Below are 21,709 nucleotides of genomic sequence, written 5' to 3' on the forward strand. Positions count from 1 at the left end.
TTCAATCTTCCACCTACGCCGCCCTGTGTTTCGCGGTCCTGGGCATTGTGAACCTGGAGGACACAAGAAAGCGTTGTTCCTGCCGTTCTCCCCGTTTGGCGGGAAGCCAAACCCAGTACAGCCGCAAGGGAAGGTCCGGGAGACCCTGGAGGAAGACGCGGCGCAGCGGCGCCGTGATGTCTTTGACACGCTGACCGTGCGCGGTCCGCCCGCATCCCCACCGTAAAATGGAGCCCCAACGCCAGATTTCAGAGAAGAAGACCGTGGTGGCCACCCGGCGTCCACGAGAAGACGCTAGCTGTACTTCGGGGAAATTCAGGGACCGCTGAATAAAGCTGTGCAGGCGCGGCATTGCTGGCACGGAGGTGGCAGGGGCAGGTCCCCTGCCACCTCCGCTCGAATAGCGGGGACAGTGTCACCTTTGAGGTCATCGGGCTGGGTCAATCGCAACCATTGAAGGAAGGTCAGGGCCAGCATGCAAAGCACGGCGTGGTGATGGAGGCCCTGCCAGGAACGGCCCTCAAAGTGGTCCAGACCGACTTCGTCCTTCAGCTCCCGGTGGGTCAACTCGCAAGCCCAGCGGCGCTTGGTCACCTCAACCAGCCGAGAGAGAGAGGTGTTCTCGGGGAGATTACAGACGTAGTATTTGCGTTCCTCTCCCCGTCGCTGTTCACGGATGATCCAGGCCGCCTGCCCGGGAAGGTGCTGGCCCTGGGCATTTTCCTCTCCATCGGCGAGACGCACGTACACAGCGGCAAAGCGTCCTGAGAGGGGACCCTTGGTCCCGTGTCGCCACACCAGGTGCTGCCATGCAGCACCTTTGAGGACGTCCTCCACCGATTGCCGGTCTTCGGAGGGGGTGGGGTGCTTGGGTCTTCTGCCACGAAAGAACTTGGGGATAGGGATTAAGCGAACGTCCTTGGGATAGACCGTCTGTGTGCGAGTCACACCCACCGACCACAGCAGTCCGCGCGTGGTGAGGGCATGGCGGAACTGAGCCGTCACGCCATACCCAGCGTCCGCCAAGACCATGCCGAAGGTGACGTGTTCGCGTACCCGGTCCAGTTCCTGGAGTGCCAACGCCCATTTGGTCTGTGGCTGCTGGTGTTCCATTGGAACACCAGCAGCCTGGAGACGCGCCGGATCGCTGGTCCAGTCCTGTGGCAGGAAGAGCCGGAGGGCCAGGGGAACAGGGACCTCGTGCTGGGCTAAGGTCAGGGAGACCAGACACTGACAGGACGTGATCTTGCCCACCTGTCCCGAATACTGGCGAGCAACCCCCACGGATTTCGTCCCAAATTTGGTCAGGCAGGTATCGTCAATGATCAAGACGGCGTCTTTGCCTCCAAGCATTTGCTGGGCCCGCTCGGCCAGCAGCGTTTCCAGGGGACGAGTTGGCCAGGGACTGTCGGTGATGAAGTGCTGGAGGTGGTCTTCTTTTCCAGGAGCCACCACAGCAGCCAGAGGTTGCATGCTTTTCCGGGACGCACCGCTGCACAGTCCACGCACGTACAACGGTGCCCAAGTGCGCCCTGCACGGTGGCGAAAGTGCGTCAGAAAGGGTGCGAACCAGGTGGGAAAATGTCGGGTCCAAGGGGGCAAAGAACGTGGCATAGCAGGAGGCCAGCATCACCGATGCTGGCCTCCCTAGTTCCTCCTGAATTTCCCCGAAGTACAGCTAGAGGGTGAAAAGATGCCCATCCAAAATAGAAGGTCTGGTTCTGTGGCGAGCGAACAAACAGGCTGAAGAAGTACGTGTGGGACGTTTATTGATGACGAGGTAGCCGCATCCCCAGTTCCGAGATTCCAGATCCAGCCTGGCAGCAGAGAGCCGGGAAGGGTGCTCGAAGTTGATCAAAGGTCTCTCCGCTGACCAGCAAGAAAACAGGCTCTGGGTCGGGTGTTTACGCAAATACCAAAATCAGGTCATTCAAGTTGGATCGTGATCTTGGCAGCTTCTAGCTGTTTGGATGTGGAGCGCATTTCCGGGAGGAGTTGCCGGACCAGCCGCAAAGCCGGGCCTGGCACAGGGGACGTGGCTCGACCACGCCAGATCTTGAAGCCCCAGGGCAGGCGGAGCTTCCCGCGACAGAGCTACGGCAGCGCGCCGTGCAGACCCCTGATGCCATTCAGGGTGTGAATCCAGCCCTCCAGTTCAGCAAACACGCCTTCTTTGGGGATAGATGCGGTTTCCACGATGATCCTGGGTTGGCGGTGGACGCCAATGTGCCGACGGAGGTACGCCTGGAACGTATCCAAGGTACGTTGGCGCATCACCTGCAGGAGCGTGCGTAAACGCCAACGTTGGTGGTTGAGAAAGCGGCGGATCGCCCCCCGATGCTGCTTGCGGCAACAGGAGGTGGGCCTGGCAGAATAAAGTCGTCTGGCACGGTCACTGCCCTGAATTACACCCTCAATATGAGGCGGGAAGCTGTTCTGGACCTCCTTTCCCCAAAATGAAGAATGTCAGGTAAGTAACCCCGCCTGACCCCACGGGGGAGACTCTCGTGGCTCTCAAGGGACATGACTGGATTCCAGAATTTCACGGAGCAGTTGACGCCACGGCTGGTACTGGGCTTCTTCACGGCCCTTCAGCGCAGCGTGCACGTGTATAAGTACGGTGCCGTAAGACAAGCTGACGAGGCGTACACCCTGGGTCTGTCGGCCGCCCCACGACGTGGACGCCTGGTGGGGTGACTTGGCGCTTGCCTGTAGAGGGGCCCACCTTGGGCTGAACTGGTCTGTACCTGCCGCCTTTTTCGCCACCCTACTCTGACAGGAACTTCTGCAGTCTCCCGAACTCTGGCGTCGTCCGGTACATCCGCAAGGCGTCGAGAAAGGCGCGGGTATGCGGTAGCCCAGCCCGCCCCGGCTGGATGGCGACGCCCAGCGTTCTTGCGAGGGGTACGGGCAAGGGCTGCGTCATCAAGCTCTGCCGGAGGGGCAAAGCGGCCAGGTGGGGCAGAACGGCCCAGCCCAGGCCATGCTCCACCATCGACAGCATCACCTCGTCCTCAGCAACTTCTTCCACCACAGTGTCTGGCGTGAGAAATGTGTGAAGGTGGCGGTGCAGCTCAGCGTTGCAGGCGTGATGCGCTGGGAACAGGAGCAGGGGCTGCGCCTGGAAGTCCACCCACGTCAGGCTCCTGGACAAGCGTCTTTTCGGCAACACCACCACGTGCTGGTCCTCGACCACCGGCAGGGTGAAGAGAGAGGTGTGAGCGGTGAGTTCGGTAAAGGCCACGTCGGCCCGCCCGTCCTCAATGAGGTGTTCCCCGCCCTCGCCTGACGTGCCGTCAAGGATCTGGACCCGGAGGTGCGGATGACGCCGGCGCAGCAGCGACAGTACCGGGGGCAGCAGGTGCACCCCGAGGCTGCGGTAGGCCGCCACCCGCAGGGTTCCCGCCAGCGCTGCCCCGTTCCCATTCAGAGCCAGGGTGAAGTCTTCACTGTGCTGTACGGCCAGCCGGGCGTGCGGCAGGGCACGTTCCCCAGCGGCAGTCAGGGTGATGCCCCGGGGAGAGCGCCGGAAGAGCGGCTCTCCCCGCAGCTGTTCAAGCGCGTGCACGCTCTCGCTGACGCTGCTGGGGGCCAGACCCAGGGCATTTGCGGCCTGTCCGAAGCTCCCGGCCTCTGCGGCCGCGATGAACGCCCGCAACTGGATCAGGGTCGGTCCGTGGGTCATGCCCCACTGTATGGCAGGGTCCCCGGAAGTTCCGGTGGCTGTCTGCCTCAACGACGGCTGACGCGGGTGGGCAGCCCTGTCCCACCCGGCCAGACTGGTCTCCATGCTCCGCCTCGCCCAGCCGCTTCCCACCCTGCCTGCCGGCCCCGCCCTACTCCTGTCGGTCCTGAGCGTGCAGGGTGGGGCAGCCATCGCCAAGGGTGTGTTCCCCGTGGTCGGGGCAATCGGCACAACTGGGTTGCGCATTGGCCTCTCGGCCCTCCTGCTGTGCCTGGTCTTCCGCCCCTCCCTGCGGCAGCTCACCCCCGAGCAGTGGCGGGCCGTCCTTCCGTACGGGATGGTGCTGGGCAGCATGAATCTGCTCTTTTACCTTGCGCTGGCCCGCATTCCCCTGGGTCTGGCCGTGACGCTAGAGTTCGTCGGACCCCTCCTGCTGGCGGTGGTGGGTTCACGTAGGGCACTGGACGTGGTCTGGGTGGCGTTGGCAGGCGCCGGTGTGGCGATGATTACCCCCTGGAGCGGCCAGGGAACGGACGGTGTGGGCATGCTCGTTGCCCTGCTGGCCGGTGCTTGCTGGGCGGGCTACGTGGTGCTGGGGAGCCGGGTATCTCAGGTTCTGCCCAGCGGCACGGGTGTGGCTGTGGGCATGGGCATCGCCACATTGACCGCGCTCCCGTTCGTTGGTCTCTCCGGTGACTGGGACCACCTGACTTCAGGGTTGGTGCTGGCGGGAGCGGCGCTGGCCGTGCTGTCAAGTGCAGTTCCCTTCACGCTGGAGCTCGTGGCGCTCCGCAGCCTCCCGCTCAGAACCTTTAGCGTGCTCCTTAGCCTGGAGCCTGCCGTGGCGGCGCTGTGCGGCACACTTTTCCTGCATGAGGTGTTGTCCGTGGGTCAGTGGACCGCCGTGGTGCTGGTGGCCGTGGCGAGCGGAGCAACCGCCTGGACGGCCCCAGGGGTGCGGATTGACAGTCCAGCACCCTGAGGAGCCGGCATGGGATTTCGGGCAGGGACACAACGCTCTGGCCACAGGCAAGCGGGGGGCAGTTGGAACGGAGCGGTTGGACACGCGCGAGCAGGGCACGGTGCCCGACGTCAGAGCGCCAGTACAGTAGCAGGGAGGGAGGAGGACCGTGAGACTCCCGCTGATCTTGCTCCGGAGAGGGCCGCGCACGGCGCGCTTCAGGACTTCTCCCGTTGTGGCCTCAGCGTCACGCCAGCAGCCGCAGCGTGCGCGGCCCTCTCCGGAGCGTCCTGTTCAGATGACAGACGGAGTGCCGCGAATGACTTCCCCCGTGCAGGGAGAACAGCAGGGTGTCCACCAACCCACATGATCACCAGCAACACTCGGGACTGGAAGACGAAGCCTTACGGGAGCATGCCTTTGGAAGGGCCGCAACCCGTGGAGGCGTGGCAAGCGCGAGCGGCCACGCGCGCGGCACAGCGGTGCAACTGATGTCCAACGGACCCGCACACGTGCTGGATGGGCACAGGTGCCACCGTGGTCCCCCGTCGGGTTGGACTGGAGCTGCTGGAGGCGTGGGCTGCGCAGGGGCAGATGAGAAACCGGCTTCGCTGGCCCGGCGGTTGCTGGAGATTGAGCCAGGCAGTGCGGTCCTGGCCCCCCGCGCACCTGCTACCTGCTGCACGCCGCACCGGTGGTCCGGGAGAGCCGCTGCGAGGGCCCTTCTGGGGAGCACTTGGTGCCCGGGAAAAACCCCGTTTCCTGCGGGAGCCAGGGAAGTGGAGCCATCGCCAAGGAGCAGTTCCGCCCGTTTGCCGGGGACGCTACGCTCTTTGAATGACGCCCAATTCGAGCTTGATTCCAGCCACCGTGGCCATGGATGCTGCACGGCTTCAAGCCGCCGTTGACCACGTTACCGCTCGACTGCCGCACGTGAGGAGTCTGCTGGTGGCGCGCTGTGGGCAACTCGTCCTTGAGCAGTACTGGAACTGCACCTCGGCGGACCCACAGGATTTTCAGTCTGTGACGAAGAGCCTGCTCGGTGCCATGTGCGGAGGCATCTTCAACAATCTGCAGGGGACAGTCCTCGACTTCTTCCCGGAATTCTCTGCCGACGTGATTGACCTGCGCTGGCGGCACGTGACGATCAGGCATCTGTTGACGATGACGGCGGGCCTGCAGTCGGAGCTGACGCACCCAGCGTACGACGACGCGTGGTTCTCCGCGGATGACCCGGTCAAGTTTGCGTTAACCCAGAAGCTCGTCGCTGATCCTGGTGCCACCTTCCATTACTCCAATGCGAGTACGCACCTGCTCGGTGAAGTCCTAGCGCGGGCCACTGGCGAAAGACTCGACACAGCGCTCCGCTCGCGCCTGCTTGACCCCATCGGGGCCGAATTGCATGCGTGGCCGACCGACAAGGTGGGACGCCCGTTCGGGTCGGGTTACGTCCACCTCACTCCGCTCCATGCGCTGCGGTTTGGCCAGCTGGTGCTGCAGCGTGGAATGTGGAACGGTATGTCAGTTGTCGATGGGGCGTGGCTGCAAGCGTCGATCCAACCTCAAGTGAGGGCGTACGAGTGGATGGAAGGGATCGCGTGGTACGGCTACCTGTGGTGGGTCACGCGGGAGGCTGGACTGGAAGCGTGGTACGCGACCGGGTGGGGCGGCCAGTACATTGCGGTTTTCCCACAAGTGCAACTTGTCGTCGTCATGACGGGTGAGACCGTTGACCATCCGAATCACCGTTACGTGATTCGAGAACTCGTGCTTCCGGCAGTGGGGCATGACCTGACAGAAACTCAGGTTGCGCCTGGCAGTTTCTGAGTGCCGCCACACTCAGGGCACGCCGTTCTGGAGTGCCCGTACACCTGAGGATCAGTTCGGGCCGTCTTGAGCACGAGCATCAGGAGGCAGCGCAACGAAAACTGGAACGCATGTCACCGCTCACATCTCCATCCCCCTCCCGGCCGACCGCCTCGAATGACACCGGATGGCTCAAGCAGATCGTGACCAACTTGCAGGTCCTGGGCAACCGGGTGGGAGGGACCCTCAAGACCCGGTGGCAGTCCGTATCCTATGCGTTCCGGTTCACCGGTTATACGGAACTAAAGTGATTTCCGCCTTTTGGTGCATGAGAGCCACTCCGCACTGGGTATTCACAGACGAGTTTTATAGCCTCACCACCGACTTTGCCACATACGGGAATCACTTTGGTCTCGTATTATAGGGGCCACCAGAGGGTGAGGGAGCAAACGCGCTTCCCTCTGGTGCTCCAGACGGCGACGCGGCACGGCGAGCAACTAAGGGCTTCGGGGGTTTGGAAGAGTTGATGCTTCAGAAGCGCACCGCTCAAGGACCAGAGGCGTTTGACAGGTTGCAGCGCTGCGGAACAGGGAGGCGGCCAGACGAATGCCCGGCGGGCACTGCAACTGCAGGGCGTGCAGGACCAGGACGGTCTCCCGGCTCTTCCCCCTGGAACGCCGCGGTATTGACCGTGGGTCACAGCCCGTCCTGGCGTTTTCCCACCTGCGGGCAGACGCAGGCACAGACGTACAGCCACCCGTAACGGTGTTGGGCGCGCACAGTGGGCGCTTTGCCTCGCTTGGCCCGGCGCCTGCCCACCAGGGGCCTTAACCCCTCACGGTGCTCCTCGATGCCCGCTTCTCGGCGTCGTTCAGTTCCTTCAAGACCTGCCTGGGCTACTTGGATCACGGCGGGGAGGACTTTTTTTGAACGCATCCTGGGTGGCCTGATCGGCCCTGAGCTGTCGAGGCCGGGGCCGTTGAAGGCTACACGCTGAAGGCTGCATCCCGCGCGGTCCAGCCGGCAGCGCAGCGGCTGAGATGCAGCTCTGTGCCCAGTTCCTGCTGCACCCAGGACTGCACGCGTGCGCCATTCCAGACACCGCCAGCGGCGGTGTCTGCCCGAATGGTTTGGGGCAGCAGCAGGAGTTCGGGGTCGCTCAAGGGCATGCGGGCGCCCCTCTTCTGGTGCCGCTGAAGCTTGAGTCCACCCACCCCACGTTCACGGTAGGCACCGAGAATCCGCTTCCTGCTCGGCATAGCCCGGAAGTCGCAGCGCTTCTGCGTAGCTTACCGCCAGGAAGGCGAGCAGCTGGCTGCGTCGTCGCTCGACCGCACACGTACTCCGGCGGTAGATCTCCCAGAACTCAGCGGATTCGTGGGGCAGGGTAAGCTTTTTGATCTTGTTACTGCTTTCCCGGAGTCCGTGTAACAGGGCGTGACTTATTAATCGCGGCATCAATCGGTATGAATTCCAGAGGGACGTTCTGCGTGCATGCCATTTTCCCCGTGACCCGGGGTGCAGAGGACCGGTGCGAACTGACGCCGTGATCAAGAGGATGTCCGGGGAAAAAAGTGGTTGCAGCCGCTTCCGGTCAGGGGCGACTCCCCCCACGGTTGGCCTGAAGTGAAAAGGTCGCCGTTCTGCCCAATTCCACGGGACCGCTTTCCCAAGTCCGAATGGCTGGATTTCCTTCATGTGCGTGGTCTTGCGCGAGATCAGGTGATAAAACTTGTCCCTCGTGGCGGCGCTCAAGGCCCTGTCCCCGCATGAGAGGAGCGCGATGAAGAATCTGTTTTTCCTGCTCAGTACCCTGCTGCTCGGTCAGGCGCTAGCCGCGGGCACATTGGTTTACGGCGCGCCTGGCGAGCCCGTAAACCTCAACCCCGGCAACGCCAGTGACAGCCCCAGCCTTCAGGGGCAGGTGCAGATCTACGACCGACTGGTGCATTTCCAACCCGGTACCGCGGTACCGGTCCCTGGCCTCGCCACCGCATGGAAGAGCAACACTTCGGCGACCGAGTGGACCTTCACCCTGCGGCAGAATGTAAAATTCCACGACGGAACACCCTTTAACGCCGACGCCGTCCTCTTCAACGTGAACCGCTGGTGGGACAAGAAGAATCCTTACCGCTACGGCGGCACCTTCGAGATTTGGGGTGAGCTGATGGGCGGGTACAAGGGCGAGAGCGGCAGCCTACTGAAAAGCATCTCCAAGGTGAACGCGAACACCGTCCGTTTCTCGCTCACCCGCGGCGTCACCGCCTTCCCCGACCTGCTGGGCACCGATTACTTCGGGATCGCCTCGCCGTCGGCCGTCAAACGGTTGGGGGGGAACTACGGCACCCCAGCGGGCGGCGCGGTGGGTACCGGCCCCTTCCAGTACGTGAGCTGGCGCACCGGGGACCGCCTGGTGTTGAAACCCAACCCAGGCTACTGGAGTACGCGCAGCACCGCCGATCAACTTCTCTTCCGCTTCATCAAGGATCCCAGCCAGCGGCTGAATGAGCTCAGGGCCGGGACCATCGACTTCACGAGTAACCTCGACCCCCAGGTGGCAAAGTCAATCAAGGCCGATCCCAACCTGCGCTTGGTGTTGCCGCCGGCTTTCAACGTGGGCCTGCTGAACATGAACGTTCGGCACCCTGCCCTGCGAAACACCAAGGTGCGTGAGGCCATTCGCTTCGCCGTCAACCGCCCCGCGATCGTGGACGCTTTCTGGGGTGACTTGGGTGCCACGGACAACAGCCTGCTGCCGCCAGCGTTGAGCTGGGCAAACGCCAAGACCATTCCCAGGGTGACCTACAACCCGGCTGTGGCCAGGCGGCTGCTCGCAGAGGCGGGATTCCCCAATGGTTTCTCGGTGGACCTGTGGTACATGCCCATCAGCCGCAGCTACTTCCCGCAGCCCAAACCTGTCGCGGAAGCGATCGCCGCCGACCTGGGTGCCATCGGCATCAAGGTGAACCTGAGGACCGAGGACTGGGCGAAGTACCTTGAAGACCGGCAGAAGGGCCGCTTTGACATGTTCCTGTATGGCTGGAGCGGGGATTACAGCGACCCCGATAACTTCTACAGCGCCTTTTACGGGAAGGCAGGCAGCGTTGATATTGGCTTTGACCCCGGCAACATTAACGCGTTGCTGGGCCGGGGCCGCGCGGCAATTGACCGGCAGACGAAGGCGGGAATATACGCACAACTCCAGGAACTGACATACAACGCCAACGTACGGCTCCCCATCGTGCACAGCGCGGCCCCGGCCGCCGCACGCGCTCGGGTAAAAAACTGGATTACCGGGCCGCTGGGTACCGTGGGGTCCCTCAACCTGGTCCGGGTCGGGGGCAAGTAACCCTGACAGAGGGACGCGGCACACCCAGGGATCGCCTCGGCGGTGCAGACGGGTGTGATTCCCTCTCTCAACAGCATGGCGGTGCCGGGCATCGTGGGCCTGCCGGACATAATCACCGGCAGCTCCAGCCTGTCGAATCAAGCATGGAGGTCGCCCTGGTTCATGTGCGCCATAGGCGCACAGCGTGGAGGGCTTGAAGCGCAGAGCCCCGGGCTTCAAGGATTCTTTTCAGTGTTGGTATTTCAGGCTGTCGTCCTCCGGGAGTGCTCTCAGAAATGCCTCCACTTCGGCGACATGGAAAGCGACCGCCCCCGTCTCCCGAGTCACCCAGTACACCCCAGGGGACGCACAGGCGGGGCAAAGGTCAGGAGTCACGTTGGGCGTGTTGTCGGTGGGGCTGCTTGGTACGTGCTGGTCCTCGCCTGCCTGCTACCGCCGCGCCTCCCTCACATTTCGCAAAGGCGTACTGTCCGCGCAGTGCGGGAAGTCGGGAGGCGTAAGTGTTCCGCCGTGTTGGCGCAGTCGTTCCCTTCGCCTCCCCATCTCCATCCCTTAACCTGCCCTAACCCCACGCCCGTGGGGGGGCGGCCCGAGGTGGCGCGTGATGGCCCAACCGGGCTTGGACGAACGCCTCGTTCTGACCTGTCGGTCCGCGCGGCGCTCGCAGCCCATCCCTGCCTCCCGTCACCTCTGGCCTGCAACCGTCGGCCGACTCCAGTGTGCGGCAGGCGGTGGCAACGCGGGCGGACTTTTCCGCCGACCTGCTCAGCCAGTTGCGCTGCGGCCACATCCGCTCGTGCGGCGGGCGGCGCGTGCAGGAGGTGGGGAGGTGTTCTAGCGGCGCTGGAGCTTCAGCGTGCCGCCGCCCATCGCCTGCCCAGCGGCGTTCACCGCCTGAAAGCGTCCCTCGTAGGTCTCCCCCGAGAACCGCCCGGCAGTGCGGAGCTCCACGGTCTGGTCGTCGTTGACCTTGAGCGTGACGACCAGCGTGCCGGACGCGCTCTGGCCCTGAACCCAGCCCAGCACGTCGCCCTGGGGTGAGTACACGACGCCCGCCACACCCCGGTCGTCGTCCATGCTGAAGCGGGCGTCCAGCCGGGTTCCGCCGTCCGTGGTGAATACGGCGGTCCACGACCCGGCGGCTCCGGGCCGGGGTGGCGGCCGCCGGGCGGGGAGCCGGTGTTGCCGGAGCGGACGTGGGGTTCGCCTGGGACGCGGGCGGATGCGGGGTGGACCGCGCGTACTCCAGGCTGGTGTCCCCAGTCTGGAGCAGCAGCGCCCCTGCGCCTACTTTCCAGGTGTAGGGGCGGGGCGCGGCGTTGGCGCGTTCGTTGCGGATGCCCGCGAAGCGGACGCACCCGGCGTTCAGGCGCGTGGGCGCCGCGCCGTTGACTCCATGCGCCTCGCTGGGGTGCAAAGTGAGCTGCTGCCCCGATATCCGGAAGGTGCCTCGCTCCCAGTACACGCCAACCGACTCGCACGAGATCATGTGGCCGCTCATGCCGAAAGTGCCGGGAATCATGCTGGAGCTGATGCGGGCGAGCTCATACGAGCCGTTTGCCCGCAGCACGAGGCGGTTCGAGCCTCCGTTGGCGTCCAGGTAGCCCTTGGTTCCAACCGTGTACACCGCCGCCGGATAGACCTGCCCCTGATACCACTCGCCCGTCAGGGCGGCGGGCACCGTGGCGGCCGGGGCAGCGGGGCCAAGCGTCCCCAGGACCGCCAGGAGCAGGAGGGGACGCAGGACGGGGGGACGCGCGCTCTTCATGCCCTGAGCGTAGGCGGAGCGGGATGATGGCGGGATGGCGCGCCGAGCGCCCCTTGGCCCTTTACAGTGCCCGCGCGAGCGCAGCCCCACGCACACCGAAGAGTTGGCACCTCCCTCTGCCCATACCCGCATCCGCGCTTATCGTGCGGGCGAGGAGGTGGCGGTGTTCGTGGTGCTGACGCAGCGGCTGGCCGTGTTTGTGGACACGCTGACCACAGACGCTGACTGGGACCACGTGTACGGCAATGCCGAGTTTCTCAGCGGTGGGACGCTGCCCGCCGCTTGGCCGCCCAGCAACGTGAGGAGGACCGCTTCCACGAAGTCGCGCTCGTGCCCCGCGTTTGAGAAGTGATCGAGGACGTGGGGCGGGCCACCCGTGAACGGTTGGGCGTGAGGCAGGCGCCGCCGGAACGCGGCTTCTCCGCCACGTTGACAGCTTCAGCGCGCTCGTCAAGACTGGGGGCCTTTAGCAAGGCCGCCCGCTCTACGCTCCGGCTGGGGGTGGGAGCGCGCCGCCCTCCCGCTGTTTCCCCCTCGCGCCCCGGAGGAGTTTCCCATGTCGCCCACGCCCCTCACTGCCGCGCAGCGCCGCACCCTGCTCACCCTGGCCGATACCTTCGTGCCCGCGCTGCCCCGCGCCCACGATCCCCACGGCTTCTACGCCTCCTCGGGCAGCGCAGCGGGCGCGCACCGGGTCGCCGAGGCCTTCTTGCTGGACTTGCCCCACAGCGAGCAGGAGGGTGTCCGGCGGTTGCTGGGCGTCCTGGGCCGGGTGGGCCTGCGGCCCGGCTTGCCCCTCGCCCTGCGCGAAGCCCTCCTGCGTGGGCTGTCCCGCCTAAGCCCAGAGGCCGCTGTGGGGATTGAGCAGCTTCGCCGCCTGCTGCTGATGCTCGCTTATGCCCATACGGAGCCGGGGCAGGCCAACCCCTTCTGGCGGCAGTTCGGCTACGCCGGACCCACCTTCTCGGGAGGAAACACCGAGCGTGACGTGCCTACCCTGACGCTGCGGGGCGGCGAGACGCTGGAGGCGGACGTGGTGGTCGTCGGCTCCGGGGCCGGGGGCGGGGTGATCGCCGGAGAGCTGAGCGCTCGGGGCCTGCGCGTGGTGGTGCTGGAGGCCGGGCGGCAGTACGCGGACGCCGAGCTGGGCCACTCGGAGCTGTGGGCCTACCGCCACCTATACTGGCGCGGCGGCTTTACCTCCACCGCCGAAGGCAACGTCTCCCTGATCTCGGGTCAGACGCTCGGCGGCGGCACCGCCGTCAACTGGATGAACTGCGTGCGCCCCCCGGAGGACTTGCGGCGCGAGTGGGCCGAGCTGGGCCTGGACGGGCTGGACAGCCCCTCATTTGGGAACGATGTGGACGCCGTCATGACGCGCATCTCGGCCAACGACCGTTGCAGCGAGTTGAGCGCCACCCACGAGCGGATGCTGGAGGGCGCGCAGGCCCTGGGCTACCGCACGCGCCGGGCGTTTCGCAACGCTGACCCCACGCGGCACGATCCGCAGCATGCCGGGCACATCGGCTTCGGAGACGCGACGGGCAGCAAGCAGAGCACGCTCAAGACGTACCTGAAGGATGCGGTAGGCCGCGGCGCGCGCATCGTGGAGGGCGCTCGCGCGCAGCGCATTCTGATCGAGGGAGGCCAAGCTGCCGGGTTGGTCGCCACGCTGGGGGAGGGGCAAGAGACGTTGACCGTCCGCGCGCCTCAGCTCGTCCTCGCCTGCGGAGCGCTGGAGACGCCCGCCCTGCTGCTGCGCTCCGGGGTGGGCGGTCCGGCGGTAGGCGACTTCCTCCGCCTGCACCCCTGCGGAGCGCTAACAGGCGTATTTGCCGAGGACCAGCGCAACTGGTGGGGACCGACGCAGGCGGCCCTGGTAGACGAGTTTGCAGGTCGGCGCGAGGGGTACGGCTACCTGATCGAGACGGCCCAGTACACCACTGGCCTCTTTGCGGCGGCGGCAGCGTGGGGCGGCGCGCGGGCGCACCGCGACCTGATGGCCGACCATGCCCGCAGCGTCACCCTGATTCACCTCACCCGCGACCGGGGCCACGGGCGCGTGACCTTGGGCGGTGGCGGCGAGGCCGTCGTGAACTACGCCCTCACCGATCCTCTCGACCGCGAGAACTTCCTGCACGGTCAGGCCACCGTCGCTCACATTCTCGAAGCGGCGGGGGCCGAGCGCATCTTTTCCCTTGTGCCGGGCGTGCGGCCCTGGCAGCGTGGGGAGAGCCTGGAGGCTTTTCTCGCCGGATTGCGGCGCAAGCCTATCGGGCACGGCGGCCATCCCGTCTTCAGCGCGCACCAGATGGGCACGGCAAGGATGGGGCGGGACCCGGAGACGAGCGTGGCCGACACGCGCGGCGAACTGCACGCCCTGCCCGGCGTCTGGATCGGCGACGCGAGCGCTTTTCCCAGTGCGTCCGGCGTCAATCCCATGATTACCTGCATGGCCCTGGCCCGGCGCACGGGCCGCTTTATCGCGAGGGCGGCGCCGGAGCAGAACTGGGGGGGGAGCGGGGCGTTCACGGCGCGTCAGGGGTAAGGCCCAGGCCGGAGTCAAACCCGCCCCGTGCCCAAACGCCGCGGCCGCCCGCACAGCGTTTTCCAGCCCGCGCTCCGGGGCGACGTCAAGCAGGTCAGCGCTACCGCTTCCCGGGCCCACCAGCACCTGATGGGAGGCGGGTCCCCGCTGCTCAGGACCAGAACGGACGGCATGGACCACGGCCTCTTTCCCCTCACGCGCGCAGTTTCTCTTCGTCCTCCAGGGCAGTGAGGATGGCCTGCACCTCCCGGTGATGTGGGGCAAGCGGGCACCTCATGGAGACGGGGAGCGTCTCGGCGGAGGCCTGCTTGCCCGGCGGCACCAGGGCGACGATGAAGGGCCGAAGGGGTTGTGCGGCGAGCGTTTGGATCAGCTCCTCACCGGCGTCTGCCGGGAGGCTCAGGTCAATTACGAGCAGGTCCACTGGAGGCGACTTCCAGTAGGGTCCTCTCCGTTGTAAGAAGGCCCTGGCATCCATGACGCTGGGCACGGTATGGAGTTGTCCGGGGAAGCCCACTTCTTCAAACAGCAGGCAGAGGTGCAGGACATCCAAGGCCCTGGGGCCAACGATCAGGATATGTTCGGGGAAAGGACTCATCGCTCCACCTCGGCCCGCACCACGAAGGGTGTTCGGTTGAGGGCAGCGTAAGGCGCCCTATCTCACAACGTTCTTGCAACAACGGGAGAAGGAGCGCAGTCGTCTGCTTGAGAAAACCACCCGGTACACGGCTCGACGAACTCGGCCTCGAGCCTGTACTCCGCGTCCCGACGTTCTCGTGGGGTTGGGAGAAAAAGTGCAGCATGAACGAATACGGAGTGTGGCTGAAGGACGGCGCCTACATTCCTGGCGTAGAGCGCCTCTTCCGCAACTTCCGCTGGCAGCTGGCTGAGCGCTTGCCCCAGGTCCTGCTGGAACTCCTCACCGACGACGGCTTCATGGCCCGTATCCTGCGCCCAGGCGAGGCCACCCGGCACAGGTGTGGCCGCGCTCCGCACGCAAGGTGTTGCTGATCACTTGATCGGGCGAGGGGGAGTCGCCGATGTGGTACGCGGTGGTCTCCCACAGGTTGTCGAGGGCTGTGCTGTAAGCGGGGGGAAAACTTCTGCTACCACAGAGCGTCAAGGCTTTGGCGGAAGGAGGCGCTCAGGCCAGTTCACCAAACGGCTGCTTCTCCAGAACACGACGAAGGTCTCTACCTGCTCAACGAACGTACCGAAGCTGGGCGACTTGACGACGTAGGAATTTGCGAACAGCGAGTAGGCCTGGTGGACATCCCTCTCTTCGTTGGACGTGGTGAGCATAACGACAGGAATGAGGCTCAGGCGGCCATCTGCCTTCAGGACTTTAAGGACGTCAAAGCCGTTCATGGTGGGCATGTTGATGTCCAGCAAGATCACGTCCGGGAGAGTTGCCCCAGCCCGTTGGAGGGCTTTCACTGCCGTGCTGCTCGAAGAATAGGTCTGCACAAACACAGGGTGCTCAAGCCCCTCGAAGGCCTCCTGAGCGAGGAGGAGGTCGGGGAGGCTGTCGTCAATGATGGCGACACGGAATAAGCGGGTCATCTCTGCCACACCCAGCCATTATGACTCGAAGTCTTGTTCGACGTGGAGCGCGTACTTATCCTGCCAGTGAGCCAACCCGAGATGTCTTTAAAGTCGTCAAATAGGGCAGGTGGGGACCAGGCGCATACTTCTGGCCCGACGGAAAACGTCCACCTTCTGAAAAACGGACGTGCGAGCGGGGCGGCGGTCTGGCCCTCAAGCTGGTTAAGTTTGCTGATCAGCTATTGGTCCTTGCAGGAAGCGCAGCACTTGAGTAGTTATTGGTACTCCGTTGAGTCTGAAAGTGCTGGCGAAGAACACGGGGGATTCCCACTCTTTCCGTACCGCGCTGACCCCAGAAACACGGGCGCCATCCATCAGGTTCCCGCCAGTCAACGGAGTACCATTATCGGCAGCCGCTCAAGTTTGGGACGCTGTTTGTGCTCACCGCACTCACAAGGCTGGCCCGGATGGAACATCTCCTTGAGGTCGCGTCCCAAATCGGGCCCCGTATCCACAACCGCTGTTCGCCCCTCGTTCCGCCTGAAGCCTCGGTGCAGGCGGGAGTCCACTATGCCTTTCGCAGCTCAGCAGCTCGAACAGCGTCGCGCCATTGTGGCGTCCAGGGATACGTGATGTCACTGCGGCTGAGCCGTAGGGAGCGCCCATCACCCATCTGCCAGATCGCAACGTACTCCTGCGATTTGAGCCAGCGTTTCGGCTTGACGTACCTGTCGATACGCTAGGTGCTTCACAGGACTTCACCGTTCTCTTCCAACTCAACGCCAAAGTCGTTTGCCCGGATCATCCACGTAGCAAAAGTGTAAAAGTCCTATTTGGTTTTTTCCACATATTCTCATTGTCTTCTTAAGATATGCTCTCTGCCATTTTCCACCATCCTTCCTCGCGCCCGCCTGTGGGCCGGGGTGCGGGCGGGTCATTCATTGGCAGGAGCAAGGAGACGGGGTAAACGTGCATGGGGTCCCCCTCCACCTTCCAACTGAAGAACAGCAGGCCCCCTTGGTGTTCGGTACTTCGGCGGGACCATCATGGCGATTTTCCGAGCTGGGGTGGCAGAGCGGGAGGCTACACCCACGGGACGGCCTGCCAACGCCCGTTCGTCTCCTTCCGCACGCTGGGGCGGATAATTTCACCGTGGAATTCCTCACGGATTTCTGCGTATTCCGCCACAGACGCTGTTTTCTGGTTCACGACCTGGGCGTACCGGTCCAGGCAGCGCCCCGGAGGAATACGCTGTTCGCTCAAGGGTGACGTGCCCCCGACCGCTGCCGGGTTCTGAAGTGCCGGGAGAAGGGGCACGGCATCGAGAGGGCGCCGCGGCGCCCTCTCGATGCCGCTTTTGATGACTGGGGTGGTGTTCGCCACGCTCATGATCATGCAGTTCCTTATGCGCTGCCCTCCCACGTTCTCACCCACCCGTCCAGGCCCCGGCCCTGGGCGGGTTCCGCTTTTCTGCTGGGAGAAGGGACGGGCACCGTTGCACCGGCATGCTTCCCCTCGTGCTTATTGCGGTCCTCAACATGACCGCTGTGCCTTTCGCTTCCCCATGTGCTCCGGCATGGGCGGTAGCGGGCTTTTTTGCTTTACGCTGTGGTTGCGCGGTACAGGTATAGGGCCAGTGCCGCCCGGAAAGGCCCCGGGGTACAGGTGTGATCTGCCCGCAGCTCTACCAGGGGCAGTGCTGCGGACTGGAACGCCACGTTTTTCACCGCTTCCCGGTAGTGCGCTCACTGTCGTCGCTCGCGCCGTCCAGCTCAATAGCCGCCACAGGGCGGAGATGTAGAAGAGGTCGTTCAGGCGGATGTTGGGGAACACCCGGTAGCGCCCGCTGTACTTTTCGGCCACGCCTGCCTTCCACATGTTGAAGGTGACCCGGGAGGTGTCGGCGACCGCCTTGTCCTTGCCGGAGAGGGCCGCACCCAGCTCCCCGGCGGCCGGTGGTATTGGTGGGTCAATCATGAATGCGGTCACCTCCTTCGGCCTAGAGTGAGGGATGAGCGACAAAGTTTATGTGGACCGGGAGCAGCTCCAAGCAGCAATGAAGCAGGCATATGCCTTCAGGGTACTGCTGCAAGTCCTGGCTGAAAAGAAGGTTTTATCCGAAGATGAGCTGCGACTGATCGAAGACACGGCCGAGGAGTTGACAAAGAATGGTATGTCCCAGCTCTATGTCGAGCCTAAAAATTAGTCGCTTGCACCCCTGATCACCGCCCCCTCATCCCCGGGCCCTATCGGCCCACTTCTCAGCAGCCGGTTGTATTGGGGCATCGGTCATGGGTGCAGTCACCTTCTTAGGGATAGGGTGAGATATGAGTAGAGACACACCACTGGCCTGGGCAACAGCAAAACAGCTGGCCGTGATGAACAACCGCATGGCTCGTAAAGACGGAATGACCCCACAAGCCGCCGCCGACCTCGCCATGAGGACCCTTGAAAATTTCCTCCTCGATGCAGGTTATGGAGAGGACCTCTTCGATAAGGAGAAGGACATCCTCCACAGAGAACTCCTTAGCCGCTGAGGCGGATCACCCGGCCGGCCTCATGCTTCGCTCTGCCGCCACATTTCTCGGTGGGCAGTCGTTTCGGTGCATCCAGAATGGGTCCAGTCCTGACGGCCTGACAAACTTCATGAGAATGCGTCTCTGGTAGGGACACTCTCTATTTGTGACGACAAAACGGGCCACCGGGGACGTTTTTCGACTCTATCAAACCGTGCTGGCCCATGTGCAAAGTGGGCTCTGGAACGATAGCCGCAACGTGCGGTGTCAAACTCGCTTCACGGGAAGTCCGCTGCTTTCAGAGCGTGACCCTCGCAGGGCACACTTTGGTCCGCTTTACGCTGCTCTGGCCCACCCATTGGGCGGGCCAGAGCGGTGGCACCGGGTCAGTGACGAATCAACCGGTACCGAAACCTTTGACGAGTACGGTGAGCGCTTCCGGATCGAAGAAGGCGTCCTGGACGACAATGGTGGCCTTTTTAATCTGGGGAGCAGAACTCACAGGGCAAAGTGTTTGTGCGTTCTCCTCGCCAGGAGAGGCGTCATGGGGTGAGGGGCTGCGGGACGCAACTCACTTTCCTCCACCTTCCCGGCCCCCCGTCTTCCAGGCATCCACATTTGTGCAGCCCCTGGAGCGACTCCACCGCCTTCCCGCTATCCTCCGCCCATGCGCTTTCTCACCTACCGTGACCTTGACGCCTCTCACGTCGAGAAGCAGCTCCGCAAGGTGCAAGAAGCTATCGAGCGGGACGACTTCAAGACGCCCGATGTCAAGAAGCTGGCGCAGGGAAACTATTACCGGGCGAGGCTTGATGCCGCCAACCGCCTGCTGCTGACCTTCGTGAAGCGAAACACCGAACGGGGACCGGAAACCGCTTGTCTCGCATTAGAGGTTATTCACCAGCACGCCTACGACAAGTCGCGCTTTCTGCGAGGTGCAACCATCGACGAGGCCAAGCTGCCCGTGTTCGACGTGGCCCAGGCCACCACTGGGGCCACCCCCGTGCGCTACCTGCACCCCACTCGGCAGGAGTTTCACCTGCTGGACAAGGTGATTTCCTTTGACGACACCCAGGACGCGGTGTACCGCACGCCCCCGCCGCTCATCCTGGTGGGGTCGGCGGGCAGCGGCAAGACCGCGCTGACGCTGCAGAAACTGCGCGAGGTGCCCGGGCAGGCGCTGTACGTGACCCTCTCGGCTTACCTCGCGCAGAGTGCCGCTGAGCTGTACGGAGCGCACGGCTTTGAGAATCCGGCGCAGGAAGTCTCGTTCCTGTCCTTCGCGGACTTTTTGGGAACCATTCGCCTGCCCAGGGGCCGCGAGGTGGCGTTTGAAAACTTCCGCACCTGGATGGCGAGGCAGCCTGGCCTGAAGTTTACCGACGCCCACCAGTTGTTCGAGGAGTTCCGGGGCGTGCTGAGCAGTTCACCCAACGGTCCCCTGTCACGCGCGGATTACCTCGCCCTGGGCATCCGCCAGAGCATCTACGGTGCGGGGGAGCGGCCCACCGTGCATGAGCTCTTTTCCCGGTATCTGAAGTGGCTGGATGAGGCCGGGCTGTACGACGCTTCGCTGGTGGCTTCCCGTTACCTGCCGGTGGTCCAGCCCACCTACGACTTCGTGGTGGTGGATGAGGTTCAGGACCTGACGGCGGCGCAACTGGCGCTGATTCTCAGGACCCTGCGGGTGCCGGGGCAGTTCCTGCTGTGCGGCGACTCCAACCAGATCGTGCATCCCAACTTCTTCTCCTGGGCGGCGGTCAAGACGCTGCTGTGGAAGGACCCGGACCTGGCTGAGCGGCAAGCCGTCAACGTGCTGCAGGCCAACTTCCGCAACGCATCACGGGTAACGCGCGTGGCGAACGACCTGCTGAAGGTCAAGCACGCCCGCTTCGGCTCGGTGGACCGCGAAAGCAACTTCCTGGTGCAGGCGGTGACCGGCGAGCCGGGCTCGGTCACCCTGCTGCCCGATGAGCCCCGCGTCCGCAAGCACCTGGACGAGCAGACGCGCGACTCAACCGAATACGCCGTGCTGGTTTTGCGCGACGAGGACCGGGCAGCGGCGCGCAAAGCCTTCGGCACCCCGCTGGTTTTCTCAGTCCATGAGGCCAAGGGGCTGGAATATCCGGGCATCATCCTGCACAACTTCATCAGTGGGAGTCGGCAGACATATACAGACATCGCCGAGGGGGTCACACCCGCCGACCTGCAACGGGACGAGCTGATCTACGCCCGAGCAAAGGACAAGGCCGACAAGTCGCTGGAAATCTACAAGTTCTACGTCAATGCCCTTTACGTGGCTGTGACCCGCGCTGTGGAGCGTGTGATCCTGGTGGAATCCGACGCCCGTCACCCACTGCTAACGCTGCTGGGAGTGGAACTGGGCGACGAGGCTGAGCAGTTCCGGGGACAGAAGGCGTCGCGGGGTGACTGGGAACGCGAGGCCCGCAAGCTGGAACTCCAAGGCAAGAAGGAGCAGGCCCGCGATATCCGCCGCCGGATTTTGCAACAGAAGGAGGTGCCGTGGTCGGTCTGGACGCCTGCGGTCCTCGCAAAGATGCAGGCGGACGCGCAAGCCCATCCCGGCGATGTAAAGCGGGCACGCGAACTCACCGATTACGCTCTGCTGAGCCTGAACGAGCGCTTGCTGGAAGAACTGGCGGGTTTGAAGATCAAACCCGCGCAGTCGTTCCTCCGCAATTCGGAAAAGGACCGTCGTATCCAGCGTCAGGCCGTTGCGGACAAGTACCGCAAGCCCTATGAGGCGGGCAACTTGCGGACCGTTCTGGCGGATACCGACCGCTACGGGGTGGACCACCGCACCCTGGAGAACCTGACCCCTCTGATGCTGGCGGTGGAGGCGGGCCACACGGCCATGGTCACCGCCCTGTTGGAGCGCGGCGCCGACGTGACCCAGACCGACCTGCACGGGCGCACGCCGCATATGCTGGCGCTTGGGCGGGCCATGCGCGACCCGCACTACGCGGGGAACGTCCTCGGTTCCCTGTGGAACGGCCTGCGCCCCACGGCCCTCGACGTGCGGGTGGGGGACCGGCTGGTGCGCCTGGGGCACGAGGGGGCCGAGTTCTACTTTCTGAGCGTGATGCTGGCGCTGCTGCCGTACTACACCTCGAAACTGGTTTACCCGGGCCTGACCCCACGTGACCTGTACGAGCGGCGCACCGGCTTCTTCGTGAACGCTCTGCAGGGCAACCTCGAACACTTCCCCCTGAACGTGCTCTCCGAAGCCCGGCGCAAGCGTTCCTATTTCAACCAGGTGCTCGCGCGGGCCGAGGTGAGCAGCTCGTACACCCCTGCCCGGCGGCTGTGGCAGCGCGTCAAGCAGGGCTATTACGTCCTCAATCCGGACATGCAGGTGCGCCTGAAGCTCGCGCCGAACTCGGAAGGCGAGTGGGTCAGCGTAGGGATGCTCGCCGACCCGCTGGGGCAGGGGTGGCTGACGGGGGAAGGCTCGGGATAAGCGGCTCCCGGGCGCCACGCCACAGCGGCGCCGAGTGACGCTGCCCGCCT

18 protein-coding genes and 1 pseudogene are annotated in these 21,709 nt (G+C 64.2%); 11 read left to right on the forward strand and 8 right to left on the reverse strand.

The annotated features are described in order from the left end of the window. Positions 1 to 315: 315 nt before the first annotated feature. Both B9A95_RS10040 and B9A95_RS10045 read right to left on the reverse strand, forming a co-directional pair. Positions 316 to 1,614, reverse strand: coding sequence for an IS701 family transposase (locus B9A95_RS10040; protein WP_084046943.1), 1,299 nt, complete (start codon positions 1,612 to 1,614; stop codon positions 316 to 318). Positions 1,615 to 2,094: 480 nt separating this feature from the next. Then, positions 2,095 to 2,277 (reverse strand): hypothetical protein, encoded by a 183-nt coding sequence (locus tag B9A95_RS10045; protein WP_139806649.1) that lies wholly within the window; start codon positions 2,275 to 2,277, stop codon positions 2,095 to 2,097. 246 nt (positions 2,278 to 2,523) lie between these two features. On the opposite strand from B9A95_RS10045, the gene B9A95_RS33535 reads away from it, so the two are divergent. Next, positions 2,524 to 2,697 (forward strand): hypothetical protein, encoded by a 174-nt coding sequence (locus B9A95_RS33535; RefSeq protein WP_170928558.1) that lies wholly within the window; start codon positions 2,524 to 2,526, stop codon positions 2,695 to 2,697. A gap of 70 nt (positions 2,698 to 2,767) precedes the next feature. On the opposite strand, the gene B9A95_RS10050 is transcribed toward B9A95_RS33535, so the two are convergent. Next, positions 2,768 to 3,685, reverse strand: coding sequence for a LysR family transcriptional regulator (locus B9A95_RS10050; RefSeq protein WP_084046949.1), 918 nt, complete (start codon positions 3,683 to 3,685; stop codon positions 2,768 to 2,770). Between the two features lie 103 nt (positions 3,686 to 3,788). Here B9A95_RS10050 and B9A95_RS10055 point away from each other — a divergent pair, with 103 nt between their 5' ends. Together B9A95_RS10055 and B9A95_RS10060 are read left to right on the forward strand one after the other, a co-directional pair. After that, positions 3,789 to 4,667 carry an EamA family transporter gene (locus B9A95_RS10055; protein WP_084046952.1) on the forward strand — a complete coding sequence of 293 codons (879 nt, stop codon included), beginning with the start codon at positions 3,789 to 3,791 and terminating at the stop codon, positions 4,665 to 4,667. Positions 4,668 to 5,483: 816 nt separating this feature from the next. After that, positions 5,484 to 6,473, forward strand: a complete 990-nt coding sequence (locus B9A95_RS10060) for a serine hydrolase domain-containing protein (protein WP_084046955.1) — start codon at positions 5,484 to 5,486, stop codon at positions 6,471 to 6,473. A gap of 965 nt (positions 6,474 to 7,438) precedes the next feature. Here the strand turns inward: B9A95_RS10060 and B9A95_RS10065 are convergent. After that, a complete protein-coding gene (locus tag B9A95_RS10065) occupies positions 7,439 to 7,621 on the reverse strand; it encodes a hypothetical protein (RefSeq protein ID WP_139806650.1) in 183 nt (60 codons plus the stop codon). A gap of 614 nt (positions 7,622 to 8,235) precedes the next feature. On the opposite strand from B9A95_RS10065, the gene B9A95_RS10070 reads away from it, so the two are divergent. Further along, positions 8,236 to 9,801 (forward strand): ABC transporter substrate-binding protein, encoded by a 1,566-nt coding sequence (locus tag B9A95_RS10070; RefSeq protein ID WP_084046960.1) that lies wholly within the window; start codon positions 8,236 to 8,238, stop codon positions 9,799 to 9,801. 21 nt (positions 9,802 to 9,822) lie between these two features. Further along, positions 9,823 to 9,909, forward strand: a pseudogene (locus B9A95_RS37040) (ABC transporter permease); the annotation flags it as partial. 454 nt (positions 9,910 to 10,363) lie between these two features. Here B9A95_RS37040 and B9A95_RS35295 read toward each other — a convergent pair. Continuing rightward, positions 10,364 to 11,569: a hypothetical protein gene (locus B9A95_RS35295; RefSeq protein WP_245808237.1), complete on the reverse strand. Its 1,206-nt coding sequence runs from the start codon at positions 11,567 to 11,569 to the stop codon at positions 10,364 to 10,366. A 103-nt stretch (positions 11,570 to 11,672) separates the two neighbouring features. Here B9A95_RS35295 and B9A95_RS10085 point away from each other — a divergent pair, with 103 nt between their 5' ends. Together B9A95_RS10085 and B9A95_RS10090 are read left to right on the forward strand one after the other, a co-directional pair. Further along, positions 11,673 to 11,921: a hypothetical protein gene (locus B9A95_RS10085; protein WP_139806651.1), complete on the forward strand. Its 249-nt coding sequence runs from the start codon at positions 11,673 to 11,675 to the stop codon at positions 11,919 to 11,921. Positions 11,922 to 12,125: 204 nt separating this feature from the next. Continuing rightward, on the forward strand, positions 12,126 to 14,117 hold the full coding sequence (locus tag B9A95_RS10090) for an FAD-dependent oxidoreductase (RefSeq protein WP_084046970.1): 1,992 nt from the start codon (positions 12,126 to 12,128) through the stop codon (positions 14,115 to 14,117). Positions 14,118 to 14,310: 193 nt separating this feature from the next. Here B9A95_RS10090 and B9A95_RS32005 read toward each other — a convergent pair whose 3' ends face one another. Beyond that, entirely contained in the window at positions 14,311 to 14,715 is a 405-nt protein-coding gene (locus B9A95_RS32005) for a response regulator (RefSeq protein WP_139806652.1), read from the reverse strand. A gap of 203 nt (positions 14,716 to 14,918) precedes the next feature. Here B9A95_RS32005 and B9A95_RS10100 point away from each other — a divergent pair, with 203 nt between their 5' ends. Beyond that, positions 14,919 to 15,128 (forward strand): hypothetical protein, encoded by a 210-nt coding sequence (locus tag B9A95_RS10100; RefSeq protein ID WP_084046976.1) that lies wholly within the window; start codon positions 14,919 to 14,921, stop codon positions 15,126 to 15,128. 108 nt (positions 15,129 to 15,236) lie between these two features. On the opposite strand, the gene B9A95_RS10105 is transcribed toward B9A95_RS10100, so the two are convergent. Further along, a complete protein-coding gene (locus tag B9A95_RS10105) occupies positions 15,237 to 15,680 on the reverse strand; it encodes a response regulator (protein ID WP_084046979.1) in 444 nt (147 codons plus the stop codon). A 1,515-nt stretch (positions 15,681 to 17,195) separates the two neighbouring features. After that, a complete protein-coding gene (locus tag B9A95_RS32010; RefSeq protein ID WP_139806653.1) occupies positions 17,196 to 17,639 on the reverse strand; it encodes a hypothetical protein in 444 nt (147 codons plus the stop codon). A 34-nt stretch (positions 17,640 to 17,673) separates the two neighbouring features. Between B9A95_RS32010 and B9A95_RS10115 the strand changes: the two genes are divergently transcribed. From B9A95_RS10115 to B9A95_RS10120, 3 genes are all read left to right on the forward strand, one after another. Continuing rightward, positions 17,674 to 17,868: a hypothetical protein gene (locus tag B9A95_RS10115; RefSeq protein ID WP_084046984.1), complete on the forward strand. Its 195-nt coding sequence runs from the start codon at positions 17,674 to 17,676 to the stop codon at positions 17,866 to 17,868. A 121-nt stretch (positions 17,869 to 17,989) separates the two neighbouring features. Beyond that, positions 17,990 to 18,199 carry a hypothetical protein gene (locus B9A95_RS32015; RefSeq protein ID WP_139806654.1) on the forward strand — a complete coding sequence of 70 codons (210 nt, stop codon included), beginning with the start codon at positions 17,990 to 17,992 and terminating at the stop codon, positions 18,197 to 18,199. Between the two features lie 646 nt (positions 18,200 to 18,845). Further along, positions 18,846 to 21,659, forward strand: coding sequence for an AAA family ATPase (locus B9A95_RS10120; RefSeq protein WP_084046986.1), 2,814 nt, complete (start codon positions 18,846 to 18,848; stop codon positions 21,657 to 21,659). The last annotated feature ends 50 nt before the right edge of the window (positions 21,660 to 21,709 follow it).

The sequence above is a fragment of the Deinococcus hopiensis KR-140 genome, from assembly GCF_900176165.1.
GTDB classification, from domain to species: domain Bacteria; phylum Deinococcota; class Deinococci; order Deinococcales; family Deinococcaceae; genus Deinococcus; species Deinococcus hopiensis.